The organism is Streptomyces sp. NPDC051561, assembly GCF_044454195.1.
GTDB lineage: Bacteria > Actinomycetota > Actinomycetes > Streptomycetales > Streptomycetaceae > Streptomyces.
Window position 1 is genome coordinate 140594 of the sequence record NZ_JBITDM010000014.1, and the last position, 17559, is coordinate 158152.

22 protein-coding genes are annotated in these 17559 nt (G+C 69.7%); 7 read left to right on the plus strand and 15 right to left on the minus strand.

The features are described from left to right. Position 1 precedes the first annotated feature (1 nt). A complete protein-coding gene (locus ACIA73_RS27520) occupies positions 2–892 on the minus strand; it encodes an AAC(3) family N-acetyltransferase (protein ID WP_399441425.1) in 891 nt (296 codons plus the stop codon). Between the two features lie 155 nt (positions 893–1047). Here ACIA73_RS27520 and ACIA73_RS27525 point away from each other — a divergent pair, with 155 nt between their 5' ends. Beyond that, the gene (locus tag ACIA73_RS27525) at positions 1048–1698 is read left to right on the plus strand and encodes a histidine phosphatase family protein (RefSeq protein ID WP_399441426.1); all 651 of its coding nucleotides are present in this window, start codon (positions 1048–1050) and stop codon (positions 1696–1698) included. A gap of 18 nt (positions 1699–1716) precedes the next feature. Here the strand turns inward: ACIA73_RS27525 and ACIA73_RS27530 are convergent, their stop codons facing one another. Beyond that, complete coding sequence (locus ACIA73_RS27530) at positions 1717–3942, minus strand: phosphotransferase (RefSeq protein ID WP_399441427.1); 2226 nt, start codon at positions 3940–3942, stop codon at positions 1717–1719. 175 nt (positions 3943–4117) lie between these two features. Then, on the minus strand, positions 4118–4975 hold the full coding sequence (locus tag ACIA73_RS27535; protein WP_399441429.1) for a winged helix-turn-helix domain-containing protein: 858 nt from the start codon (positions 4973–4975) through the stop codon (positions 4118–4120). Positions 4976–5123: 148 nt separating this feature from the next. On the opposite strand from ACIA73_RS27535, the gene ACIA73_RS27540 reads away from it, so the two are divergent. Then, a complete protein-coding gene (locus ACIA73_RS27540; protein ID WP_399441430.1) occupies positions 5124–5306 on the plus strand; it encodes a hypothetical protein in 183 nt (60 codons plus the stop codon). Here ACIA73_RS27540 and ACIA73_RS27545 read toward each other — a convergent pair. Together ACIA73_RS27545 and ACIA73_RS27550 are read right to left on the minus strand one after the other, a co-directional pair. Continuing rightward, positions 5297–6043, minus strand: a complete 747-nt coding sequence (locus tag ACIA73_RS27545) for an HAD family hydrolase (protein WP_399441431.1) — start codon at positions 6041–6043, stop codon at positions 5297–5299. The two genes, ACIA73_RS27540 and ACIA73_RS27545, sit on opposite strands and share 10 nt — an antisense overlap. Continuing rightward, positions 6043–6915 (minus strand): winged helix-turn-helix domain-containing protein, encoded by an 873-nt coding sequence (locus ACIA73_RS27550; protein WP_399441506.1) that lies wholly within the window; start codon positions 6913–6915, stop codon positions 6043–6045. Before ACIA73_RS27550 ends, ACIA73_RS27545 begins: the two co-directional genes overlap by 1 nt. A gap of 204 nt (positions 6916–7119) precedes the next feature. Here ACIA73_RS27550 and ACIA73_RS27555 point away from each other — a divergent pair, with 204 nt between their 5' ends. Further along, complete coding sequence (locus tag ACIA73_RS27555; protein WP_399441432.1) at positions 7120–7308, plus strand: hypothetical protein; 189 nt, start codon at positions 7120–7122, stop codon at positions 7306–7308. Between the two features lie 37 nt (positions 7309–7345). Here ACIA73_RS27555 and ACIA73_RS27560 read toward each other — a convergent pair whose 3' ends face one another. After that, on the minus strand, positions 7346–8248 hold the full coding sequence (locus ACIA73_RS27560) for a winged helix-turn-helix domain-containing protein (protein ID WP_399441507.1): 903 nt from the start codon (positions 8246–8248) through the stop codon (positions 7346–7348). Between the two features lie 179 nt (positions 8249–8427). Here ACIA73_RS27560 and ACIA73_RS27565 point away from each other — a divergent pair, with 179 nt between their 5' ends. Beyond that, the gene (locus ACIA73_RS27565; protein ID WP_399441433.1) at positions 8428–8613 is read left to right on the plus strand and encodes a hypothetical protein; all 186 of its coding nucleotides are present in this window, start codon (positions 8428–8430) and stop codon (positions 8611–8613) included. A gap of 67 nt (positions 8614–8680) precedes the next feature. On the opposite strand, the gene ACIA73_RS27570 is transcribed toward ACIA73_RS27565, so the two are convergent. The 3 genes from ACIA73_RS27570 to ACIA73_RS27580 form a co-directional block, all read right to left on the minus strand. Further along, the gene (locus ACIA73_RS27570; RefSeq protein ID WP_399441434.1) at positions 8681–10024 is read right to left on the minus strand and encodes a GNAT family N-acetyltransferase; all 1344 of its coding nucleotides are present in this window, start codon (positions 10022–10024) and stop codon (positions 8681–8683) included. 24 nt (positions 10025–10048) lie between these two features. Next, positions 10049–11023: an asparaginase gene (locus ACIA73_RS27575; RefSeq protein ID WP_399441435.1), complete on the minus strand. Its 975-nt coding sequence runs from the start codon at positions 11021–11023 to the stop codon at positions 10049–10051. Positions 11024–11127: 104 nt separating this feature from the next. After that, positions 11128–11742: an ABC transporter substrate-binding protein gene (locus ACIA73_RS27580; protein ID WP_399441436.1), complete on the minus strand. Its 615-nt coding sequence runs from the start codon at positions 11740–11742 to the stop codon at positions 11128–11130. A 138-nt stretch (positions 11743–11880) separates the two neighbouring features. On the opposite strand from ACIA73_RS27580, the gene dtd reads away from it, so the two are divergent. Together dtd and ACIA73_RS27590 are read left to right on the plus strand one after the other, a co-directional pair. Beyond that, a complete protein-coding gene (gene dtd, locus ACIA73_RS27585) occupies positions 11881–12306 on the plus strand; it encodes a D-aminoacyl-tRNA deacylase (RefSeq protein ID WP_399441437.1) in 426 nt (141 codons plus the stop codon). A gap of 38 nt (positions 12307–12344) precedes the next feature. After that, positions 12345–13079 (plus strand): hypothetical protein, encoded by a 735-nt coding sequence (locus ACIA73_RS27590; RefSeq protein ID WP_399441438.1) that lies wholly within the window; start codon positions 12345–12347, stop codon positions 13077–13079. A gap of 30 nt (positions 13080–13109) precedes the next feature. On the opposite strand, the gene ACIA73_RS27595 is transcribed toward ACIA73_RS27590, so the two are convergent. From ACIA73_RS27595 to ACIA73_RS27605, 3 genes are read right to left on the minus strand one after another with little or no spacing between them, the layout of a single operon-like run. Further along, the gene (locus ACIA73_RS27595; RefSeq protein ID WP_399441439.1) at positions 13110–14075 is read right to left on the minus strand and encodes a YgfZ/GcvT domain-containing protein; all 966 of its coding nucleotides are present in this window, start codon (positions 14073–14075) and stop codon (positions 13110–13112) included. Positions 14076–14106: 31 nt separating this feature from the next. Continuing rightward, positions 14107–14547, minus strand: a complete 441-nt coding sequence (locus ACIA73_RS27600; RefSeq protein ID WP_399441440.1) for a Fur family transcriptional regulator — start codon at positions 14545–14547, stop codon at positions 14107–14109. Positions 14548–14596: 49 nt separating this feature from the next. Then, positions 14597–15169: an FABP family protein gene (locus ACIA73_RS27605; RefSeq protein ID WP_399441441.1), complete on the minus strand. Its 573-nt coding sequence runs from the start codon at positions 15167–15169 to the stop codon at positions 14597–14599. 294 nt (positions 15170–15463) lie between these two features. Here ACIA73_RS27605 and ACIA73_RS27610 point away from each other — a divergent pair, with 294 nt between their 5' ends. Beyond that, complete coding sequence (locus ACIA73_RS27610) at positions 15464–15826, plus strand: DsrE family protein (RefSeq protein WP_399441442.1); 363 nt, start codon at positions 15464–15466, stop codon at positions 15824–15826. Between the two features lie 3 nt (positions 15827–15829). Here the strand turns inward: ACIA73_RS27610 and ACIA73_RS27615 are convergent, their stop codons facing one another. The 3 genes from ACIA73_RS27615 to ACIA73_RS27625 all read right to left on the minus strand — a co-directional run bounded on the left by ACIA73_RS27615 (position 15830) and on the right by ACIA73_RS27625 (position 17391). After that, entirely contained in the window at positions 15830–16096 is a 267-nt protein-coding gene (locus ACIA73_RS27615; protein ID WP_399441443.1) for a DUF3099 domain-containing protein, read from the minus strand. A 123-nt stretch (positions 16097–16219) separates the two neighbouring features. Continuing rightward, positions 16220–16507, minus strand: a complete 288-nt coding sequence (locus tag ACIA73_RS27620) for a DUF1416 domain-containing protein (RefSeq protein ID WP_399441444.1) — start codon at positions 16505–16507, stop codon at positions 16220–16222. 38 nt (positions 16508–16545) lie between these two features. After that, positions 16546–17391 carry a sulfurtransferase gene (locus ACIA73_RS27625; RefSeq protein ID WP_399441445.1) on the minus strand — a complete coding sequence of 282 codons (846 nt, stop codon included), beginning with the start codon at positions 17389–17391 and terminating at the stop codon, positions 16546–16548. Positions 17392–17559 lie beyond the last annotated feature (168 nt).

Genomic DNA, 17559 nt, shown 5'->3' on the forward strand with positions numbered 1-17559 from the left:
GTCAATTATCGACCTCCGCCAGCAGCTCACCCAGCCGACCGGCGGCGAACGCGACCAGCGGACGCACCGGAAGCAACCGGCACGCGGCCTCCCCGACCCGCACCTCCGCCGTACCGGCCCCGTCCTCGAACTCGGCGCCCACCTGCGGGAAGAACCTCCCGTTGTCGTCACCGACGTCGAGCGCCTCCACCCAGACGCGCTCGGCGTCCTGCTGTCCGTCGGCGTCTCGCTGTCCGTCGGCGTCTCGCTGTCCGTCGGCGTCTCGCTGTCCGTCGGCGTCTCGCTGTCCGGTGGGCAGCACCATCGGGAAGCGCCGGACCTTCAGTCGCGGGCGCGCGGTCAAGCCCTCCGCGTAGTGCAGGAAGGTGTTGCGGTGATGGCCCACGCCGAGCAGCAGGACGTACGCCCCGAGCTCGTGCAGCGCCCCGAACGGCGAGTCCACCCCGACCGAGAACCCCAGCGCCTGCCGCGCCACCACCTCCTGGGCCCGCGCCCCGAGCGCCGCGACGGACGTCTGTGGATGCGTACTGCGCAGGGCACCGGTCCGGGTCCGCACCTCCTCCGCTATCGCCCCCATCCCGGACGGCAGCTCCGGCCCGAAGACCGGCACCGCGTCCCGCCTCCGTCTCAACTCGGGGTCGGGTACGCCGACCTGACCCGGCTCGGGGTCGGCGACGACATCCGTGGTGAAGGTGGGCACGACCAGCGTCCCCTCCGGTCCGAGCACCGCGCGGAGGCTGTCGACGACAGTGGCCGCGCCCCCGTCGACGTAACCCAGGCTGGACAGTGACGAGTGCACGAGCAGCGTCATGCCCCCGGTGACCCCGAGCTTGCGCCAGCCGGCTTCGAGCGCGGGCCCGTCCAGGCCCGCGGAGTGGTGCGACGACTGCATGACGTACCCCTTGCTGATGCTGTGCCGACGGCACGCCGAAGATCCACGTACCGAATGCCGGGGAATCTATCCGGAGGGTCTGACAACGGGTCCTGCCGTCCACCACTCCAGCCCCTCACCCCCCACCCGCCCCTCCCGTCGGCTACCGTCCCGCCATGGACACACCCGCCACGCTCCAGCCCCGCCACCTCTACCTGGTCCGGCACGCCGAGGCCACCCCCGACGAGACCGGCCTCAGCGAGACCGGCCGCCGTCAGGCCGCCCTGCTCGGGCAGCGGCTGCGCGGCATCCCCCTCTCGGCCATCCACCACGGGCCGCTCCCCCGGGCGGCCGAGACCGCACGGCTCATCGCGGAAGGCATGGGCGAGCAACTCCCGGACGGCGTGAAGCCGCAGGTGGCCGAGCCCGCCGGGGACTACGTACCGTACGAGCCGAAGCGCGCGGACTTCCCCGAGGGCATCGACGCCGGCCGCTACCTGGAATTCGTCGCCCAGTTCCCACCCGAGGAACGCGAGCGCGGCCCCGAACTCGCCGCGCAGGCACTCGACTTGTACACGGGGCCGGTCCAGGGCATCCAGCCCCGCCACGAACTCCTCGTCACCCACAACTTCCTCGCCGGGCAGATCATGCGCGCCGCCCACGACGCCCCGGCCTGGCGCTGGCTCGGCATCAACTTCGCCAACGCCGCGCTCACGGTGATCCGTTACGCCCCCGGCCGCCCCGACACGGTCCTCCTCTTCAACGACACCGGGCACCTGCCACCGGAGATCCGCTGGACGGGTGTGCCGCCGGAACTGCACATCTGAAGGGTGGGGGGCACGAGGTCAACCCGCTTTCACCGGCCACTGGTTGAGGTGTGGGCCTGTGCGCAGACGGCCCCGCCCCCGTTCCCGCTCCCTGGACAGCGCCAGCAGCAGGTAGGGGTTGCGCAGCATGCCGCGCATCCCGAGGGAGTCCTTGGCGGCCTGCAGTGTCATCGGGTACGAGTCGACGGCCCGGCCCACGTTCGGCGCGTCCAGGCTCGCGCCGGTGACCAGCCGGTCGAGGTCGATATAGGCGGAGCGCACCAGCTCGATCCAGCGGTAGGTGTCCACGTCGTCGCTCCAGCCCTCCACGTACTCCTCCCCCCTGGCACCCAGCACGCGCTCCCAGCGCCGCAGCATCCGACGCCGGATCTCGGCCTTGGTCGGGGTCAGGTGGAAGTGCCGTACGAGGTCGTAGAGCGGGTCGCCCACCATGGCCATCTCCCAGTCGATCAGGGTGAGTTCGCCGGAGGAGCCGCTGCGTACCAGGTTCCAGGGGTTGAGGTCGCCGTGCAGCAGCACCGGGTGCCGGGGGGTGACCGTACGGTCGTCCAGGATCTCCTTCAGCCGGCAGGCATCGGGAAGGCCCAGTACCACCGCCAGTTCCCGCGACTCCTTGGGCAGGCCGTCGACCATCACCACGAGCCAGGCGCTGAGCCACTGGTAGAAGCCCCCCGGGCTCACCGTGGGGTCGAGCTCACGCGCGTCCAGGCCGGCCACCGCGCCGAGCTGGTCGACCAGCGCGTCCGCCTCCTGCGGGAGCAGGCCGTCCACCGGATGCGACGGTGGTCCGTCGGTCGGCCCCTCGTAGGAGTGGACGACGAACGGGTCCTGGCGGCCGCTCTCGCCCAGGGCGAGCAGCCGGGGAGCCCTCACCGACGTGCCCTCCAGGGCCCGCAGCACCTGGTCCTCCTCCAGGAAGGTCGGCTCCCTGCGGGTGTCCGAGCGCAGCTTGCGACGGACCACCACGGCTCGCTCCGCGCTCCGCGCGTACACCACGGTGCTGAGGTGGCCGGTGCCCTTGAACACGCACTTGGAAGGCGCCGTCCCCTCACCGACCAGCGCCTCGGTCACCGCCCGGTGCGGAAAGGTGGCCTCGTCGACCTGGCTCCACCAGGCCCCCACCAGTGGCATCCAGGGGCTTCCGCCGAACCGGGCGGCGTGCCGCCGGTGCAGGATGCGCTCGATCTCCTCCGGGTCGGGGAGGTTGTCCAGCTGCAGCGGGACGCGGGCCGCCTCCAATGCCCGGGACACCGACTCGACCGCATGGCGCATCCCAACGGGCTCAGGGCCCTCTCCCAGTGAGCGGGCCGCCCGCATGATGTCCGGATAGACGGACTGCGCCCGTTCGAAGTCGAGGTAGTGACGAAGGTCGGTGTCCAGGCCCCGTACCGCATCAGGTCTGGTGGCGCGCATGGCGCGGTACCAGGCCTGGACCGCATCCTCCAGTTGATGCGCCGGGTAGTGCATGCGCACCAGGTGGGTGGCCAGGTCGTGCAACGGGTCGCCCCAGGTCGCCAGTTCCCAGTCGATGCAGACCAGTGGCGGCTCTCCGTCGAAGGTGACGATCACGTTGTCGCGGTGCAGATCGGTGTGCAGCAGGCTGAAGGGGCGATGGCTCATCGCGGGCACCCGCTCCGCGAACTCCAGCAGCGCGTTCTCCGCGATGCCCAGTGCGACGAAGAGACCGCCGAAGTCGGTCCAGTTGGCCAGCCGTACGTTCCGGTCGGTGAGCACCGCCAGCCGGTGCAGGAAGGCCCGGCTCCGGCCGCTGCCGGGCCAGTCGGCGGGCAGCGGTGGCAGGCTCTTGCGGCGCACCTCGGTCATCCGGGCCAGCAGGCTCGCCATGGCCTCGACCAGTCGACTGTCCAGGGGCTTGCCCGGCGGGCAGATCGTGGAGAGCGGGGCCCCTTCCACATAACTGTGGATCGCCGACCCCACACCCTTGAACAGGCACCGCGCGTGGGGCAGCGCCCCGGTCAGTGCCTCCAGGATCTGCGACTCGTCCCGCCAGGTCCGCAGCACGACCGGCACCGCCCCGGGCACGGGTACCCGTACCGTCACCGCCATGCCCGGCGCTTCGCCCACCAGCTCCGCCATCGCTCTGGTGAGGGTCACCCGGAAGTTCCGGTTGTGGAACCCCCGGGTCATCTCGCCGGTACGTTTCGCCTCCTCCACGAAGGCGTCGTACACATCCGTGGCGGGTGGCTTGGGCACGGACAGCACAGCCACGGGGAGGTCTCCCACGAACTGCTCCTGAGGGGGTACGCGCCTGGAGCGCGTGCGGCGGCGAGATCAGGGGTCACCCTAGTAGCGGCTCGGTCCGACTCGTAACCAGTACGTAGTGCGACTACGACGTCGACCAGAGGCAAACCGCGGACGGAGCCGCACAGTTGGGCGGTCCTGCGCCGTACATACGAGGTCAGTCGTTCAGGTGCGTCCATACCGAGTCGAACCACTTCTGGACGGTGTTGACGAAGATCGTGCCCAGCGAGTGACTGTCCGCGTCGTCCTTCTCGTATTTGAAGAGCTCCGCCTGTAGGCCCAGAACGTCAATGGTGTCCACCGTCTCGGTCTTGCCGCCCTTGCTGCCCACCCGGATCGGGCGCTCGGTCACCTCGTAGAAGCCCTGCAGCGCGATCCGCCCGTTGAGGATGTAGTACTTGTTGTGCGGGGGCAGCCGGACGCGCTTGACCTCGACCTCCACTTCGGGGACCAGCAGGTCGCGGTGGAGCGAGTTCAGGGTGCTGCTGATCATCTGGGCGTGTACGTCCAGCTCGCGCATCCGTTCCTGGACTCTCGGATCCACGCCCCCCTTCTTGCGTGGATACGGCAGATCCACGTCTTGGTGGGGGAGCAGCACCCGCACAGCGATTCTCCGGGGGGAGATCTCACCCGCCTTGATGCGTTTGACCTGCTGGGCCACGTGGTCGCTCAGCGTCTCCGAGGTGAGACTGAAGACATCCAGAGTGACCTCGTCGGCCTGGAAAGCCTCGTCCACGACCGCTTTGAGGAGTTCCGTCCCGGTGGAGTGAATCTGCTGGACCTTGGCCACTCGGGTACCGCTGCCGCGCCGGGTCTTCACCCAGCCCTCGCTGACGAGTTCGCGCATCACCCGCTGGATGGTGTCCCGCGAGACCTCGAAGCGGTCCGCCAGCTCGCGTTGCGCGGGAAACGGGGACCCCACCGCGTACGTTCCGTCGGACAGCGAGGTGCGCAGCGCTGCGGCTACCCGATGGGCCTGGCCGCCCCGGCTGTCACCGACGTCTGATTTCACCACAGGCCAACCGTACCGCTTCCAGCCCAATTGCGGTCCACTACTGGCCAGTTGGAGCCGTCCAGTTAAGGGATCTACCAGTCCGGGGACAACCAATCCAAGTCAACCAGTCCAATTGGACGGACACCGGTTGCCGGAAGGGGGGAGTCTCATGGCCATACGCATCCTGGTGGGCGAGGTGTTCACCAACGGGCTGGAGCTGCTGATGCAGACCCGGTTCGGATTCCTGGGAGCACTCTGCTTCCTGCTGTTCGTCGTCGGTGTCAAAGCCCGCAACACGAAATGCACCACCGCCGGCGCGCTGGTGTTCGTCCTGCTGATGCTTCAGGCCTGACGGCCGGGCCCCGTCACCAGGTCCAGCACCTTCTCCAGGGAGTCCACGACCGTATCGGCGCCGGCCAGCAGCAGCCTCCGCACCCGGCGTTCGTTCTGCGCGTAGCCCAGGAACGCCACCCCCGCCCGCCGGGCGGCAAGCAGATCCGACGTCGTGTCCCCGATCATCAGCGTCTGAGCCGGCCGTGCACCCAGCCCCCGCAGGGCGCGGTCCAGGCAGTCGGGGTGGGGCTTGAGCAGGCGGACGTCGGACGTGCGGCCGTAGATGTGGTCGGCGAAGCAGCGGTCGAGGCCGTGGTCGGCGAGGTAACGGGCGGCGACCGCAGGTGAGTTGTTGGTCGCTATGGCGAGTTTGGCGCCGCGCGCCGACCAGGCCCGTATCAGGTCGTCGACGTACGGGGTCGGCCTGGCCGTCCTCGTCGCGCTCAACTCCTCGTCGGTGAGGATCTGCTCCAGCTCCGCGGTCAGCGCGTGGTCGGGGTGACGCGCCTCGCCCACCGTTCTGAGCACCGCGTGCGGGTCCTGCCTCTCACGGCCCTCCAGCGGCACCTCCAGCCCCCGCTCGTCGGCGAGCCACGCGATCAGCCGGTCCGCGATGTCATGCGCCCGGTGTTCCGCGAACAGGCCGCAGATGGGGCCGTCGAAGTCGAAGAGGATGCAGGTGGCTTCCGTGATCGGGCCCGCCGCTTGCTCCAGCACGGATGCCACCTGTTCGAGGTCAGTCGCGTCGTATGCCACTAGGAGAGTGTGAGGTCCGAGGTGATGGTGTTCCAGAGCGCCTCGAACCATTGTGCTGACTGGTTCACGAACATCTCGTCACGTGGCCCGGTCCTGCTCTCGAACGCGAAGAGGACCGACTCCGATCCGAGGGCGTCGTACATCTCCAGATTGGTGTTCTCGATCTCCTCCTCCCGCTTGGCGACCTGGTAGTACGCGAAGAGGGCCTCGGCGCCGTTCAGGACGTAGAGCTTCACGGGAGGGGTGAACGGAAGCGCTCGGAACGTCACTCGGACGTCGATTCCGTGCGAGCGGCGGAGGTTACTCAGGTTGTGGCGCAGGACGTGGCCCTGCGCGTTGCGCTGGTCCAGCCAGCGCTGGTGCACCAGCTTCGCTTCGTTCTTGCCCTCGTCCAGGCCCCGGGGGAACGCCAGCTCGATGTTCCTGGCCGGAAGGAGCACCCGGACGGTGATGCTGCGCGGTTTCACCCGGTTCTCGTGGATCAGCTGGATGGGCTGGGCCAGCGCCAGCATCAGCGACTCCGACGTGAGACTGACCGCGTCGATCCGCACCTCCTGCGCCGAGAACGCCTCCGTCAGCCTCGGCCCCAGCGCGCTCAGCGTCGGCTGCGGCGCCGCGTGCACCGTGTCTCCCGCCGCCGCCACCGGCGAGTTCACCGCCACCCGCGCGGGCGCCCCCCGTCTCGCCTCCGTCAGCAGGCCCTCCTCGTGCAGGATCCGCAGGGCCTGCCTGATCGTCCCCCGCTCCACACAGAACTCCTCGGCCAACTGCGCCTGGGTCGACATGTGATCGCCGGCCTTCAGCTCGCCCTTCCGGATCCGCTCGCGCAGAGTGTCGGCCACTTCGCTGTGCGAGCGCTTTCTGCCGTTCATCGCGGTGCTCTCCTGACTCACGTCACAACGCTACAACTCACGGCCATCTATGGGGAGTTGTTTGTAAGTTGTTTATGGATCGCAACCAAGTGGGGACAACTTGGCTATAGATGGTTGGCAGTTGGTCAACCTGGTCGAGGCAGCGTCGCCTCCCCCGCAGAGCGCCACCACCACCCCCGCACCGCGACCCCGAGGGAGGGGACCATGCCTGTCCTGCTACTTTCCGCATTCATCGCCTACTGCTTCGAGCAGTACATCGACTGGCGCTACGGAGTCCCCGGCTCGATCGGGATCTTGCTGATGGTGGTCGGCACAAAAGCGCGGCACCCCGGGTGCGCCGCCGTCGGCGCCACCGTGCTCGCCGTGACGGTGTCCGGCCCGGCCACGGGCTGAACCCCGGCCACCGGCCGGACCGCCGAACGATCCCGACTCAGAGCCCCGTGGCCAGCGTCAGATCCTGGCTGATCGTGTTCCAGATCGAGTCGAACCACAGCTGGGACTGCTCCACGAACGTCCCGTCCCGCTGGCCGCCCGTCTCCCCGGAGAAGTGGAAGAGCATCGACCGGGTGCCCACCGTGTCGTACATCTCCAACGGCTCCTGTTCGTCGAACTGTTCCTCCTGCTTGGTGATCATGTAGTAGGCGAAGAGCGCCTCGGAGCCGTTGAGGAGGTAGAGCTTGACCGGTGGGGTGAACGGGAGGGCCCGGAAGTCCACCCGGACGTCGATGCCGTGGGTGCGGCGGAGGTTGCGCAGGTTGTGGCGCAGCACCTGGCCCTGGGCGTTGCGCTGGTCGAGCCACCGCCGCTGCAGCCGTTCGTCCGTGCCGTCGGCCACCGGTGTGGGGAACGCCAGGTCGATGTCCCGGCTGGGCAGCAGCACCCGCACGGTGACCTTCTCCGGCCTGATACGGCCCTCGTGGATCAGCCGCAGGGCCTCGCCGACCGCCATGGTGAGCGACACCGACGTCAGGCACAGTGCGTCGATCTCCACGTGCGGGGCCGCGAAGGCCTCGGCGATACGGGAGCCCAGCGCGACCATCGTCGGCTGCGGCGGGGCGGCGTGCGGGGCGAGGGCGGCGGGCGCGTCGTCGGCGATCGTGGCGGGCGAACCCTTGGTCACGTTCACCAGCAGACGCTCCTCCTGGAGGATGCGCAACGCCTGCCGCACGGCGCCCCGCTCGACCCCGAACTCCTCTGCCAACTGCGCCTGGGTCGGCATCCGGTCGCCCGGCCGCAGCTGCCTGGCCCTGATCCGGGCCCGCAGCGCGTCGGCCACATCTCGGTGCGACCTTTTCCGACCGTTCACGGCGGCGCCAGCAGTGCTCACACCCAGAACACTACAACTTCACGCCATCTAGCGGGAGTTGTTGGCGAACCTGGTTAAAAGTTCTTGGGGTATGGGGACAACTCCAGAAGAGTTGGCTGCCAACTCTGAATAGATAGCTCAACTACGCACCAATACATGCCTGTTGGTGACCGTCTCACCACCCCTCTCTCCAAGGAGTGATCCCCATGCCGCTCATCGCACTCCTCGCCCTTGGTCTCTACTTCGTCGGCGAGATGGTGGAGGACCGCTTCGGCCTCCTCGGCGTCGCCGCCATCGGTTTCCTCACGGTCGGCTACAAGACGGGCAACAAGACCTGCCTCGGCTTCGGCACCGCCGCCCTCTTCTTCCTCGGCCAGTCCGCCTTCAGCTGACCGCACAGGGGCCGGGACTCCGGCGCCTCAGGTCAGGACGCCAGGAGCCCCACACACCGGCCCCGACTCAGAAGATGTCCGGGCACCACGGCTCGCGCGGTGTCCTGAACAGAGCGTCCACCCGGGCCGCGGCCCCCGGCCCGGCCTCCCGCACCTGGCCCAGCGCCAGCATCCGCTCCGCCGACCGCCCGCCGAGGTACAGCGCCCCCAACTCCCGTACATCCAGAGCCAGTTCCGCCGCCTCCTCGGTGGCCACGCAGCGCCCCGCACCGTCCGCCGACACGTCCAGCCGGAACCGCCCCCCGGCCAGCCCCAGCGGGTCCGCCACCTCCAGCACCACGGACCGCGCCCCGCCGCCGGCGGAGTACGTCCTGGCCTCCAGGGCCCGTACGACATCCAGCACCCGCACCCACAGCCAGTCCGCCGACGTGACCACCCGCGCCGCACGCGGGTCGGGCAGCAGCTCCGGCACCAGGTCGTCCGGCGCGCGGTAGCCGGTCCGTACCTTCGCCACCCAGTCGATCGAACAGAGGTACCGCCACAGCGCCCGCTCGGCGGCCGGGGTGGTCGCGATCAGATCGTGCACCTGCACCGTGTTCAGCGGCTGCTTGCCGTCGCCCCACTTGTCGTCGGCCCCGTACTTGACCAGGCCCTCCACCTCGCCACCGGCCGACTCCGGCGCCCGGTAGACGGCGTAGAAGGCCGCCTTGTACGGCTCGGAGGAGAACGAGGTCAGTCCCGTCCGGTCCTCCCACCAGGCGGTCCGCCGGTCGATCGCTCCCGGCTTGCGCGCCCGGAGCCGCTCGTGCAGTTCCGGACCGGACTTCCGTACGTCCTCGGGTTCGACCAGGTCGACCCGGCCCCCGCACTCCGGTCCCGCCCACCTCGGGTCGAGACCGGTGCGGTGGGTGTCGATCTCCCACTCCACGGTGCTGGTCGCGTGCCCGAAGCCGTACCGCCCGTAGATCGGGTACTCGGCCGCGATCAGTGTCGCCACCACCTCACCGCGATCCCTGGCCTTCGCCAGGTCGTCACGGATCATCCGGCCGAGCAGCCCGCGCCGCCGGTGGGTGGGCGACACGGTGACCGACGTCACGGCGCCCGCTGCCACGAACTGCCCACCGGGGACGGTGAGTTGCTGCTCGAAGGAGCGGTACGTCGCCACACACCGGCCCGCCTCGAAGGCGCCCAGCGTCCTGCTGAGGTCGGTACGCCCCAGCCGCAGCGCCACATCCTCCTCGGTGATCCTGTCCGCCATCAGGAATCCGGTGCCTTTGGCCCGCATCCAGTCCGGGAACTCGGCCTCGGTGACGGGCCGAACCTCCACGGACGTGTCCGGGACAGCAGCCGTAGAGGTGGAAGCGGCGGGCGAGGGTGAGTTGGCGGATCCGGCAGCAGCGTGAGCACTCATGCACCCACGCTAAACACACCCCTGTCAGAATGTCGCCCGTATTTCGCCGACCCTGACCGGCCCCCCGAGCAGCGGTGCGTCGCCGATCCTGGCCACCACATCGCCCTCCACACCGAGCAGCGAGAGCGCCCTGGCCAGCACCGGCCCCAGCGCCCGCCCGGCCCCGTCGTCGATCTTGAAGGCGAGCGCCCGCCCGTCCGGCAGCGCCACCGCCTGCACCGCCTCCGCGCCCATCTTCGACAGCACCCCCGGCACGGCCGTCATCAGCCAGGTGTCGGGGCGTCGGGTTCCGGCCACATACTCCGGGTGCGCCCGCATCGCGTCCGCGACCCGGCGCTCCGCCGAACCCGGCTCCGCCCGCACGAAGTACCGGAAGGCCCGCGCGAGACCGGTCAGGCTGAGCGCCATCAGCGGGGCACCGCAGCCGTCCGTGCCCACGGCGGTCACCTTCTCGCCGCTCGCCAGCTCCACGCACTCCAGCACCAGGCGCTGCAGCGGATGCGCCGGGTCAAGGTACGTCGCGGTGTCCCACCCGTTGGCCTTGCAGGCGGCGATCATCGCGGCGTGCTTGCCGGAGCAGTTCATGGTGACCCGCTCACGGACCTTGCCGGACGCCAGATAGGCCTCGGCCTCGACCGCGTCGAGCGGGAGATCGGGCGGGGTCTGGAGGTCGGACTCGCTCAGCCCGTGCTCGCTGAGCATCTTCCGTACGAGATCGAGGTGGAAGCTCTCCCCCGAGTGGCTCGCGGAGGCCAGCGCCAGGCGCTCCCCGGAGAGGTCGAGTCCGGCCCGCAGCAGTGCGGCGGCCTGCATCGGCTTGTTGCTGGAGCGGGGGAAGACGGGGGCGCTCACGTCGCCGACGGCCAGCTCCACGCTGCCGTCCGCCGCCAGGATCACCAGCGAGCCCCGGTGATGGCCCTCGACGAAGCCGGATCGGACGACTTCGGCGAGAACCGGGGGTATGCCGGGGGTGGCGGTGGTGGTGCTGGAGGAGGTCATCGTCGGCTTGGCCTTCCGGGTCGTACGCGAACGGAGACGAAGCCCGAAGCGGACGAACCGCCCTGTCAGGGCGGAGAACACCCCTCCGTGGGGCAGAACACCCCTCAGTGCAGCAGATCGTCCACTTGTGCTTCGCCCTCACGGTACCTGCGGGCGATCTCCGCACTGCAATCGTCGGCGGTCCTCTGGAGCTGCTGCCGCTGCCGGGAAACCTGCTGCTCATAGCCGATGAGGCGGCCCATTCCCGAGTGCAGCTCCTGGTCCGTCCGGGCGTCCAGGTCGGACAGCTCGACCTCGGCGAGCATCTCGGCGGCCAGCAGCCGGTACTGCTCGTTGCGCGGCGGCGACAGCGTGACGTGCCGGGCGGACGACCGGTGCGTCGAGGGGGCGTCCGCCAGGATCTCGGAGAGCCGCTCCAGCACCGGCGGCTGCGGCCCGCCCCGACGGCCCAGCTCGGCTCGGAGGATGTCGATCCGCCCGTGCAGCAGCCTGCGTACGTAGCTGAGGTCCGCCTCGTCCCGCTGCGCGTCCTTGCGCAGGGTCCGCAGCTGAGGCAGGCCGAGGGTGCGGAGATCGGGCTGTGGGAGTACGTGCAGGGCACCCGGGGTGCCGTCGCCGTGGTGTGCGGTGCGTGGAGCGGGTGCCCGGGCCGCCTCCGCCGTCGGTGCCATTTGCATCGGTACGGGACCGGGCCCTCGCCCGGCGCCAGAAGTGCTCATGAATTTCCGTCCCCTCGAACGGTGCGGCGCACCGCCTTGCCCCGCATCGTGCCACTCCTACCCCTGCCGACGCAGGCACAGTGCACCCGTATGGCCCTTGCACAAATGAGGCAGGCGGGGGAAGGCATCATGGTCCCCATGCGAGCTGTGGTGCAGAGAGTGGACGGCGCGAGCGTCGTCGTCGGTGGGACGAGTGTCGGCGAGATCGTCGGCGAGGGCCTGTGTGTCCTGGTGGGAGTGACCCATGAGGACACCCCCGAGAAGGCGGCGCAGCTGGCGCGGAAGCTGTGGTCGGTGCGCGTTCTCGAAGGCGAGAAGTCCTGCTCCGACGTAAATGCGCCGCTTCTCGTGATTTCGCAATTCACCCTGTACGGGGACGCCCGCAAGGGCCGCCGCCCCACCTGGAACGCCGCGGCCCCCGGGGACGTCGCCGAGCCGCTGGTCGACGAGGTCGTGACGCAGTTGCGGAAGCTGGGGGCCACTGTCGAGACGGGCAGGTTCGGTGCGGACATGCGGGTTTCCTTGACGAACCACGGGCCTTTCACGGTATTGATCGAGGTCTGAATCAGTGCCCGAGGGCATCCGCAGGGGGGAACCGTTCCATGCGCACGCGCACGCTTTTCGACAGCTCCAGATCAGTCCTGTACGCCGCCGCTCTCGCCGCCCTGCTGAGCGGCTGCGGCTCCGGTGAGCCCGCGACACTGGCGGACGCGTCCCGGGCGCTGACCGACGGGGAGGTGCGGGACGCGGTGCTGGCGAACTCCGACGATGACGCCAAGCGCTACGCCATGGGCGTCGCCCAGCAGACCGAGAACGCCAATCTGCCCGCCTGGCGCACCACCGACCAGCCCTGCGTGCCGGTGACGGACACACTGGGCCCCGGCACCCTGGAGGCGGTCCGCTCGGCGCACACCACGGTCGCTCCGAGGGACGCCTCCGCCTTCCCGACGGACCTCAAGCTCGGCACGTACGACCAGGACGGCGCCCGGCGGGCCGTCGAGCGACTCTCCCAGGCGATCGGCTCCTGCGGTCCCTTCGACCTCACCGGGCCGCTGAGCCGCCACTACAGGGCGACCGTGAGCAAGCTGCCCGGCGGGGCGGGGGCCGCCGAGGAGACCCGCTTCGCGGTGGACGCCAAGCCGGTGGACAGCGGGTACCCGCTCATCCGCCTTGAGGTCTACGTGGTGCGGACCGGCAGCCTCGTGACGACCGCCGTCGTGCAGAACCCGCTGTCCCGCCGCTCCATGCCCATGGCGGCACCCGGGATGACCACCGACCAGGTGCAGAAGGTCCTGGACCTCCAGAAGACGAAGCTGACCCGCCCCTTCGAGCGCTGACCGCCGGCCCCGGACGCGTGCGCCGGCCCGCTACGGCTCGACCACGACCTCCTGGGCCGCCGCCGTGTCCCCGGCCAGCAGCTCCGCGTCGACGGCCACGTTCCGCTTCACCAGTGCCAGCGCGATCGGCCCCAGCTCGTGGTGGCGCACGGAGGTCGTCACGAACCCGATCTGCCGCCCCTCGGCACCGTCGGCCGCGAGCCGGATCGGCGTGCCGGACGGCGGCAGCAGCACCTCGCTGCCGTCCAGGTGCAGGAAGACCAGCCGGCGCGGCGGCTTCCCGAGGTTCTGGACCCTGGCGACCGTCTCCTGGCCCCGGTAGCAGCCCTTCTGCAGGTGCACCGCGCTGCCGATCCACCCCAGCTCGTGCGGGATGGTCCGGTGGTCGGTCTCGAAGCCCAGCCTCGGCCGGTGCCCCTCGACCCTGAGCGCCTCGTACGCCAGCACACCGGCTGCGGGCCCCTGAGCGGCGGCGTACGCCTCCAGTTCCTCGCGCGGCAGGAACAGGTCCCGGCCGTACGGGGTCTCCCGTACCACCACGCCCTCGGGCACCTCGGCGATGGACCCGGCGGGCAGCCAGACCACCCCGAACTCCTCGGTCCGGTCGGCGACTTCCACCCGGTAGAAGAACTTCATGCTCTCCAGGTACACGATCAACTCCTCCTGCGTACCCGGCTCCACGTGCATCCAGGTGGTCTCGCCGTCGTCCACCAGATACAGCGCGTGCTCCACATGCCCGTTGGCGGTCAGCACCAGCGCCTCGGTCGCCTGCCCGGCGGGCAGCTCCGTCACATGCTGGGTGATCAGCAGGTGCAGCCAGCTCAGCCGGTCGGCGCCGTCGACACTGATCACACCCCGGTGCGAGAGATCGACGAAACCGGATCCGTCGGCGAGCGCGCGCTGCTCCCGGAACAGGTCGCCGTAGTGCGCGGCGACGCCTTCGTCGCGCCCCTCTGCGGGAACGGCTCCGGGCAGGGCAAGGAGGGGGCTCTTCATGCCCCCAGCGTACGACCCGCCAACGCCTCGGTTACGAGCCGCCGCCCTCGGCCTTCTTCGCCTTGCACGCGGCACACACCCCGAAGATCGCGAAGTGCTTCATATCGGTCTCGAACCCGAAGTCCCCGCGCAGCTTCGCGATGAAGTCCCCCGCCACCTCGACATCCGCCTCGATGACCTCGGAACAGTCCCGGCACACCAGATGCAGATGGTGGTGCCGGTCGGCGAGGTGGTACGTCGGCGCCCCGTGCCCCAGATGCGCGTGGCTCACCAGCCCGAGCTCTTCCAGCAGCTCAAGCGTCCGGTAGACCGTCGAGATATTGACCCCCGAAGCGGTCTTGCGCACCTCGACGAGCAGTTCGTCCGGCGTCCCGTGCTCCAGCGCGTCCACCGCTTCCAGCACAAGCTGCCGCTGCGGCGTCAGCCGATAACCGCGCTGCCGCAGATCACTTTTCCAGTCGGTGCTCACCACGCCGCCAAGTGTAGGCAGCGCGGCGAGCATCCGGCGGTACTCGCGCGACTCAGCGGAAGAACGCGATGCCGTCGTCCGGCAGGTCGGGCAGGTTCTTCGCCATGGCCTCGACCTCCTCGGGGGTGACGGTCCTCTTGAGGTGCGCGGACATGTACGGGCGCAGCTCGACCTCGGGGGTGGCCTTCTCGCCGACCCACATGAGGTCGCTCTTCACGTAGCCGTAGAGGCGCTTTCCGCCGGTGTACGGGCCCGAGGCGGCGGTCCGCGCGACGGCGTCCGTGACCAGGTCGATCTGCGGCTTCTGCTTGGCCAGCTCGCCGTACCAGATCTCGACGACGCCGGTGTCGCGGGTCATCACGACCTCGACCTTGCGGTCCTTGTCGATGCGCCAGAAGCCGGACTCGGTCTCCAGCGGCTTCACCTTGTTGCCCTCGGCGTCGAGGATCCAGGAGTGCGAGACGTACTCCAGGAAGTCGCGGCCGTCGTGGCTGAAGGTGACTTCCTGGCCGAAGTTGGCCTTCTCCTCGCCGGGGAAGTCGGTGACGCCCGCGCCCGTCCACTTCCCGAGGAGGAAGACGAGGGGGACGAGGTCCGGGTGCAGGTCGGACGGGATCTCGATCATGAGGGGCTCAGGCGATCTGTGTAGGGGGGTGCGGCGGCGGCTGCGCGAGTGGCTAGCGCTGGCCCTGGTAGAGCTTCTTGACGGTCAGACCGGCGAAGGCGAGGACGCCGACGCAGACCAGGACCAGCAGGGCGGAGAAGAAAGCCTCAAGCACGTGGTGCTCCTTGCGACGATCGAGGTGTGAGTTGTACGGGCCGGGCCTCAGCTTAGTCGGCCGGGGCCGGACGCTCTCGGTGAGGTTCGTCGCGCTGGGCCGGGCGTGCGGCGCGGGGCTGCGGGACTAGGGTTCCCGATATGTCGAAGAAGCTCGTGATCAAGGTGACTGCCGGGGCCGATGCGCCGGAGCGGTGTTCGCAGGCGTTCACCGTGGCGGCGGTGGCGGTGGCCAGCGGGGTAGAGGTGTCGCTGTGGCTGACCGGGGAGTCGGCGTGGTTCGCGCTGCCGGGGAAGGCGGCGGAGTTCGAGCTGCCGCACGCGGCTCCGCTGCCGGACCTGATGGAGTCGGTCCTCGCGGCCGGCCGGATCACGCTCTGCACGCAGTGCGCGGTGCGCCGGGACATCGGCGAGAAGGACGTCCTGGAGGGCGTACGGATCGCGGGGGCGCAGGTCTTCGTCAGCGAGATCATGGCCGACGGCGTCCAGGCACTCGTCTACTAGCGTCTACCGGCGGTCCCGCTTGCCCCTGCCGTCGAGTTCGTCCCACATGTCGTCCGACCGGTCGTCGCCCGTGGTGTCGTCCCACCAGCGGTCACCGGGACCCCTGCGGTTGGCGACCATCGCCGCGAACGGCGGAATCAGGGCCGCGACCACGCACATCCCCACCGCCACCGGCACGGACCAGAGCCTGACCAGGGCGCACCCGGTCACGAAGAGGACCAGGCACGTCCCCATCATCAGGAAGTAGCCGCGCCGGCGACGTGCGTACATACCTCCACGGTAGGACCGGCAGTCCTGGAGAGCACATGACCGGAGGGCCGCACCCTTCGTCACAGGTAAGCGTCCAACCCCCTGTGGGTGCGGCCCTCCGGCCGGTTCATGCGGCGCCGCGCGTCACACTGCGATCGCGACCTCCGCCAGACCACCCGTCTGCGCGACGACCGTGCGGTCCGCCGTGCCGCCCGGGACCAGGGCGCGCAGCGTCCAGGTGCCCTCGGCGGCGTAGAAGCGGAACTGGCCGGTGGCGGAGGTGGGCACCTCGGCGGTGAACTCACCGGTCGAGTCGAGCAGGCGGACGTAACCGGTGACCGGCTCGCCGTCCTTGGTGATGCTGCCCTGGATGGTGGTCTCACCGGGCTTGATGGTCGAGGCGTCGGGGCCGCCGGCCTTCGCTCCACACATGGGTAACTCCTAACGGGGGTGGGTGGGTTGGCCGGGGGTTACTTGTTGGCGCCGAGCTCGATCGGGACGCCGACCAGGGAGCCGTACTCGGTCCAGGAACCGTCGTAGTTCTTGACGTTGGAGACGCCGAGCAGCTCGTGCAGGACGAACCAGGTGAGGGCGGAGCGCTCACCGATGCGGCAGTAGGCGATGGTGTCCTTCGCCAGGTCGACCTGCTCGGCCTCGTAGAGGGCCTTCAGCTCGTCGTCGGACTTGAAGGTGCCGTCGTCGTTGGCGTTCTTGGACCACGGGATGTTGCGGGCCGAGGGGACGTGGCCGGGGCGCTGGGACTGCTCCTGCGGGAGGTGCGCCGGGGCGAGCAGCTTGCCGCTGAACTCGTCGGGCGAGCGGACGTCGACCAGGTTCTCGGTGTTGATGGCCTTGACGACGTCGTCGCGGTAGGCGCGGATCGACTCGTCCTGGGGCTGGGCCTTGTACGAGGTGGCCGGGCGCTGCGGGACCTCGGCGCCGTCGACCAGGTCGCGGGAGTCCAGCTCCCACTTCTTGCGGCCGCCGTCGAGCAGGCGGACGTCGCCGTGGCCGTACAGCTTGAAGTACCAGAAGGCGTAGGAGGCGAACCAGTTGTTGTTGCCGCCGTAGAGGACGACGGTGGTGTCGTTGCCGATGCCCTTCTCGGAGAGCAGCTTCTCGAAGCCCGCCTGGTCGATGAAGTCGCGGCGGACCGGGTCCTGGAGGTCCTTGGTCCAGTCGATCCGGACCGCGTTGCGGATGTGGTTCTTCTCGTACGCGGAGGTGTCCTCGTCCACCTCCACGAGGGCGACCTTCGGGTCGTCGAGGTGGGCCTCGACCCAGTCTGCGTCTACGAGTACGTCGCTGCGGCTCATGTGCGGGTTCTCCTCCGGGGCAGTTACGGCGGGGGCGGTGCGGGGCGGTGCAGGGGCTCTGCGGTCCATTTCGGGTGCTTTGCGGGGTGCGCGAGTGCCAACGTAGGGCTGTGCGGCCGTACGACACGATGGGGTTTCGAGGCTTTCGAAAAGGCGGCGCGATGGGTG

Coding starts and splice junctions, on each gene's coding strand:
- ACIA73_RS27520 (WP_399441425.1), bottom strand. CDS start 892: ATGCAGTCGTCGCACCACTCCGCGGGCCTGGACGGGCCCGCGCTCGAA.
- ACIA73_RS27525 (WP_399441426.1), top strand. CDS start 1,048: ATGGACACACCCGCCACGCTCCAGCCCCGCCACCTCTACCTGGTCCGG.
- ACIA73_RS27540 (WP_399441430.1), top strand. CDS start 5,124: ATGGCCATACGCATCCTGGTGGGCGAGGTGTTCACCAACGGGCTGGAG.
- ACIA73_RS27550 (WP_399441506.1), bottom strand. CDS start 6,915: ATGAACGGCAGAAAGCGCTCGCACAGCGAAGTGGCCGACACTCTGCGC.
- ACIA73_RS27555 (WP_399441432.1), top strand. CDS start 7,120: ATGCCTGTCCTGCTACTTTCCGCATTCATCGCCTACTGCTTCGAGCAG.
- ACIA73_RS27565 (WP_399441433.1), top strand. CDS start 8,428: ATGCCGCTCATCGCACTCCTCGCCCTTGGTCTCTACTTCGTCGGCGAG.
- ACIA73_RS27570 (WP_399441434.1), bottom strand. CDS start 10,024: ATGAGTGCTCACGCTGCTGCCGGATCCGCCAACTCACCCTCGCCCGCC.
- ACIA73_RS27575 (WP_399441435.1), bottom strand. CDS start 11,023: ATGACCTCCTCCAGCACCACCACCGCCACCCCCGGCATACCCCCGGTT.
- ACIA73_RS27580 (WP_399441436.1), bottom strand. CDS start 11,742: ATGAGCACTTCTGGCGCCGGGCGAGGGCCCGGTCCCGTACCGATGCAA.
- dtd (WP_399441437.1), top strand. CDS start 11,881: ATGCGAGCTGTGGTGCAGAGAGTGGACGGCGCGAGCGTCGTCGTCGGT.
- ACIA73_RS27590 (WP_399441438.1), top strand. CDS start 12,345: ATGCGCACGCGCACGCTTTTCGACAGCTCCAGATCAGTCCTGTACGCC.
- ACIA73_RS27595 (WP_399441439.1), bottom strand. CDS start 14,075: ATGAAGAGCCCCCTCCTTGCCCTGCCCGGAGCCGTTCCCGCAGAGGGG.
- ACIA73_RS27605 (WP_399441441.1), bottom strand. CDS start 15,169: ATGATCGAGATCCCGTCCGACCTGCACCCGGACCTCGTCCCCCTCGTC.
- ACIA73_RS27610 (WP_399441442.1), top strand. CDS start 15,464: ATGTCGAAGAAGCTCGTGATCAAGGTGACTGCCGGGGCCGATGCGCCG.
- ACIA73_RS27615 (WP_399441443.1), bottom strand. CDS start 16,096: ATGTACGCACGTCGCCGGCGCGGCTACTTCCTGATGATGGGGACGTGC.
- ACIA73_RS27620 (WP_399441444.1), bottom strand. CDS start 16,507: ATGTGTGGAGCGAAGGCCGGCGGCCCCGACGCCTCGACCATCAAGCCC.
- ACIA73_RS27625 (WP_399441445.1), bottom strand. CDS start 17,391: ATGAGCCGCAGCGACGTACTCGTAGACGCAGACTGGGTCGAGGCCCAC.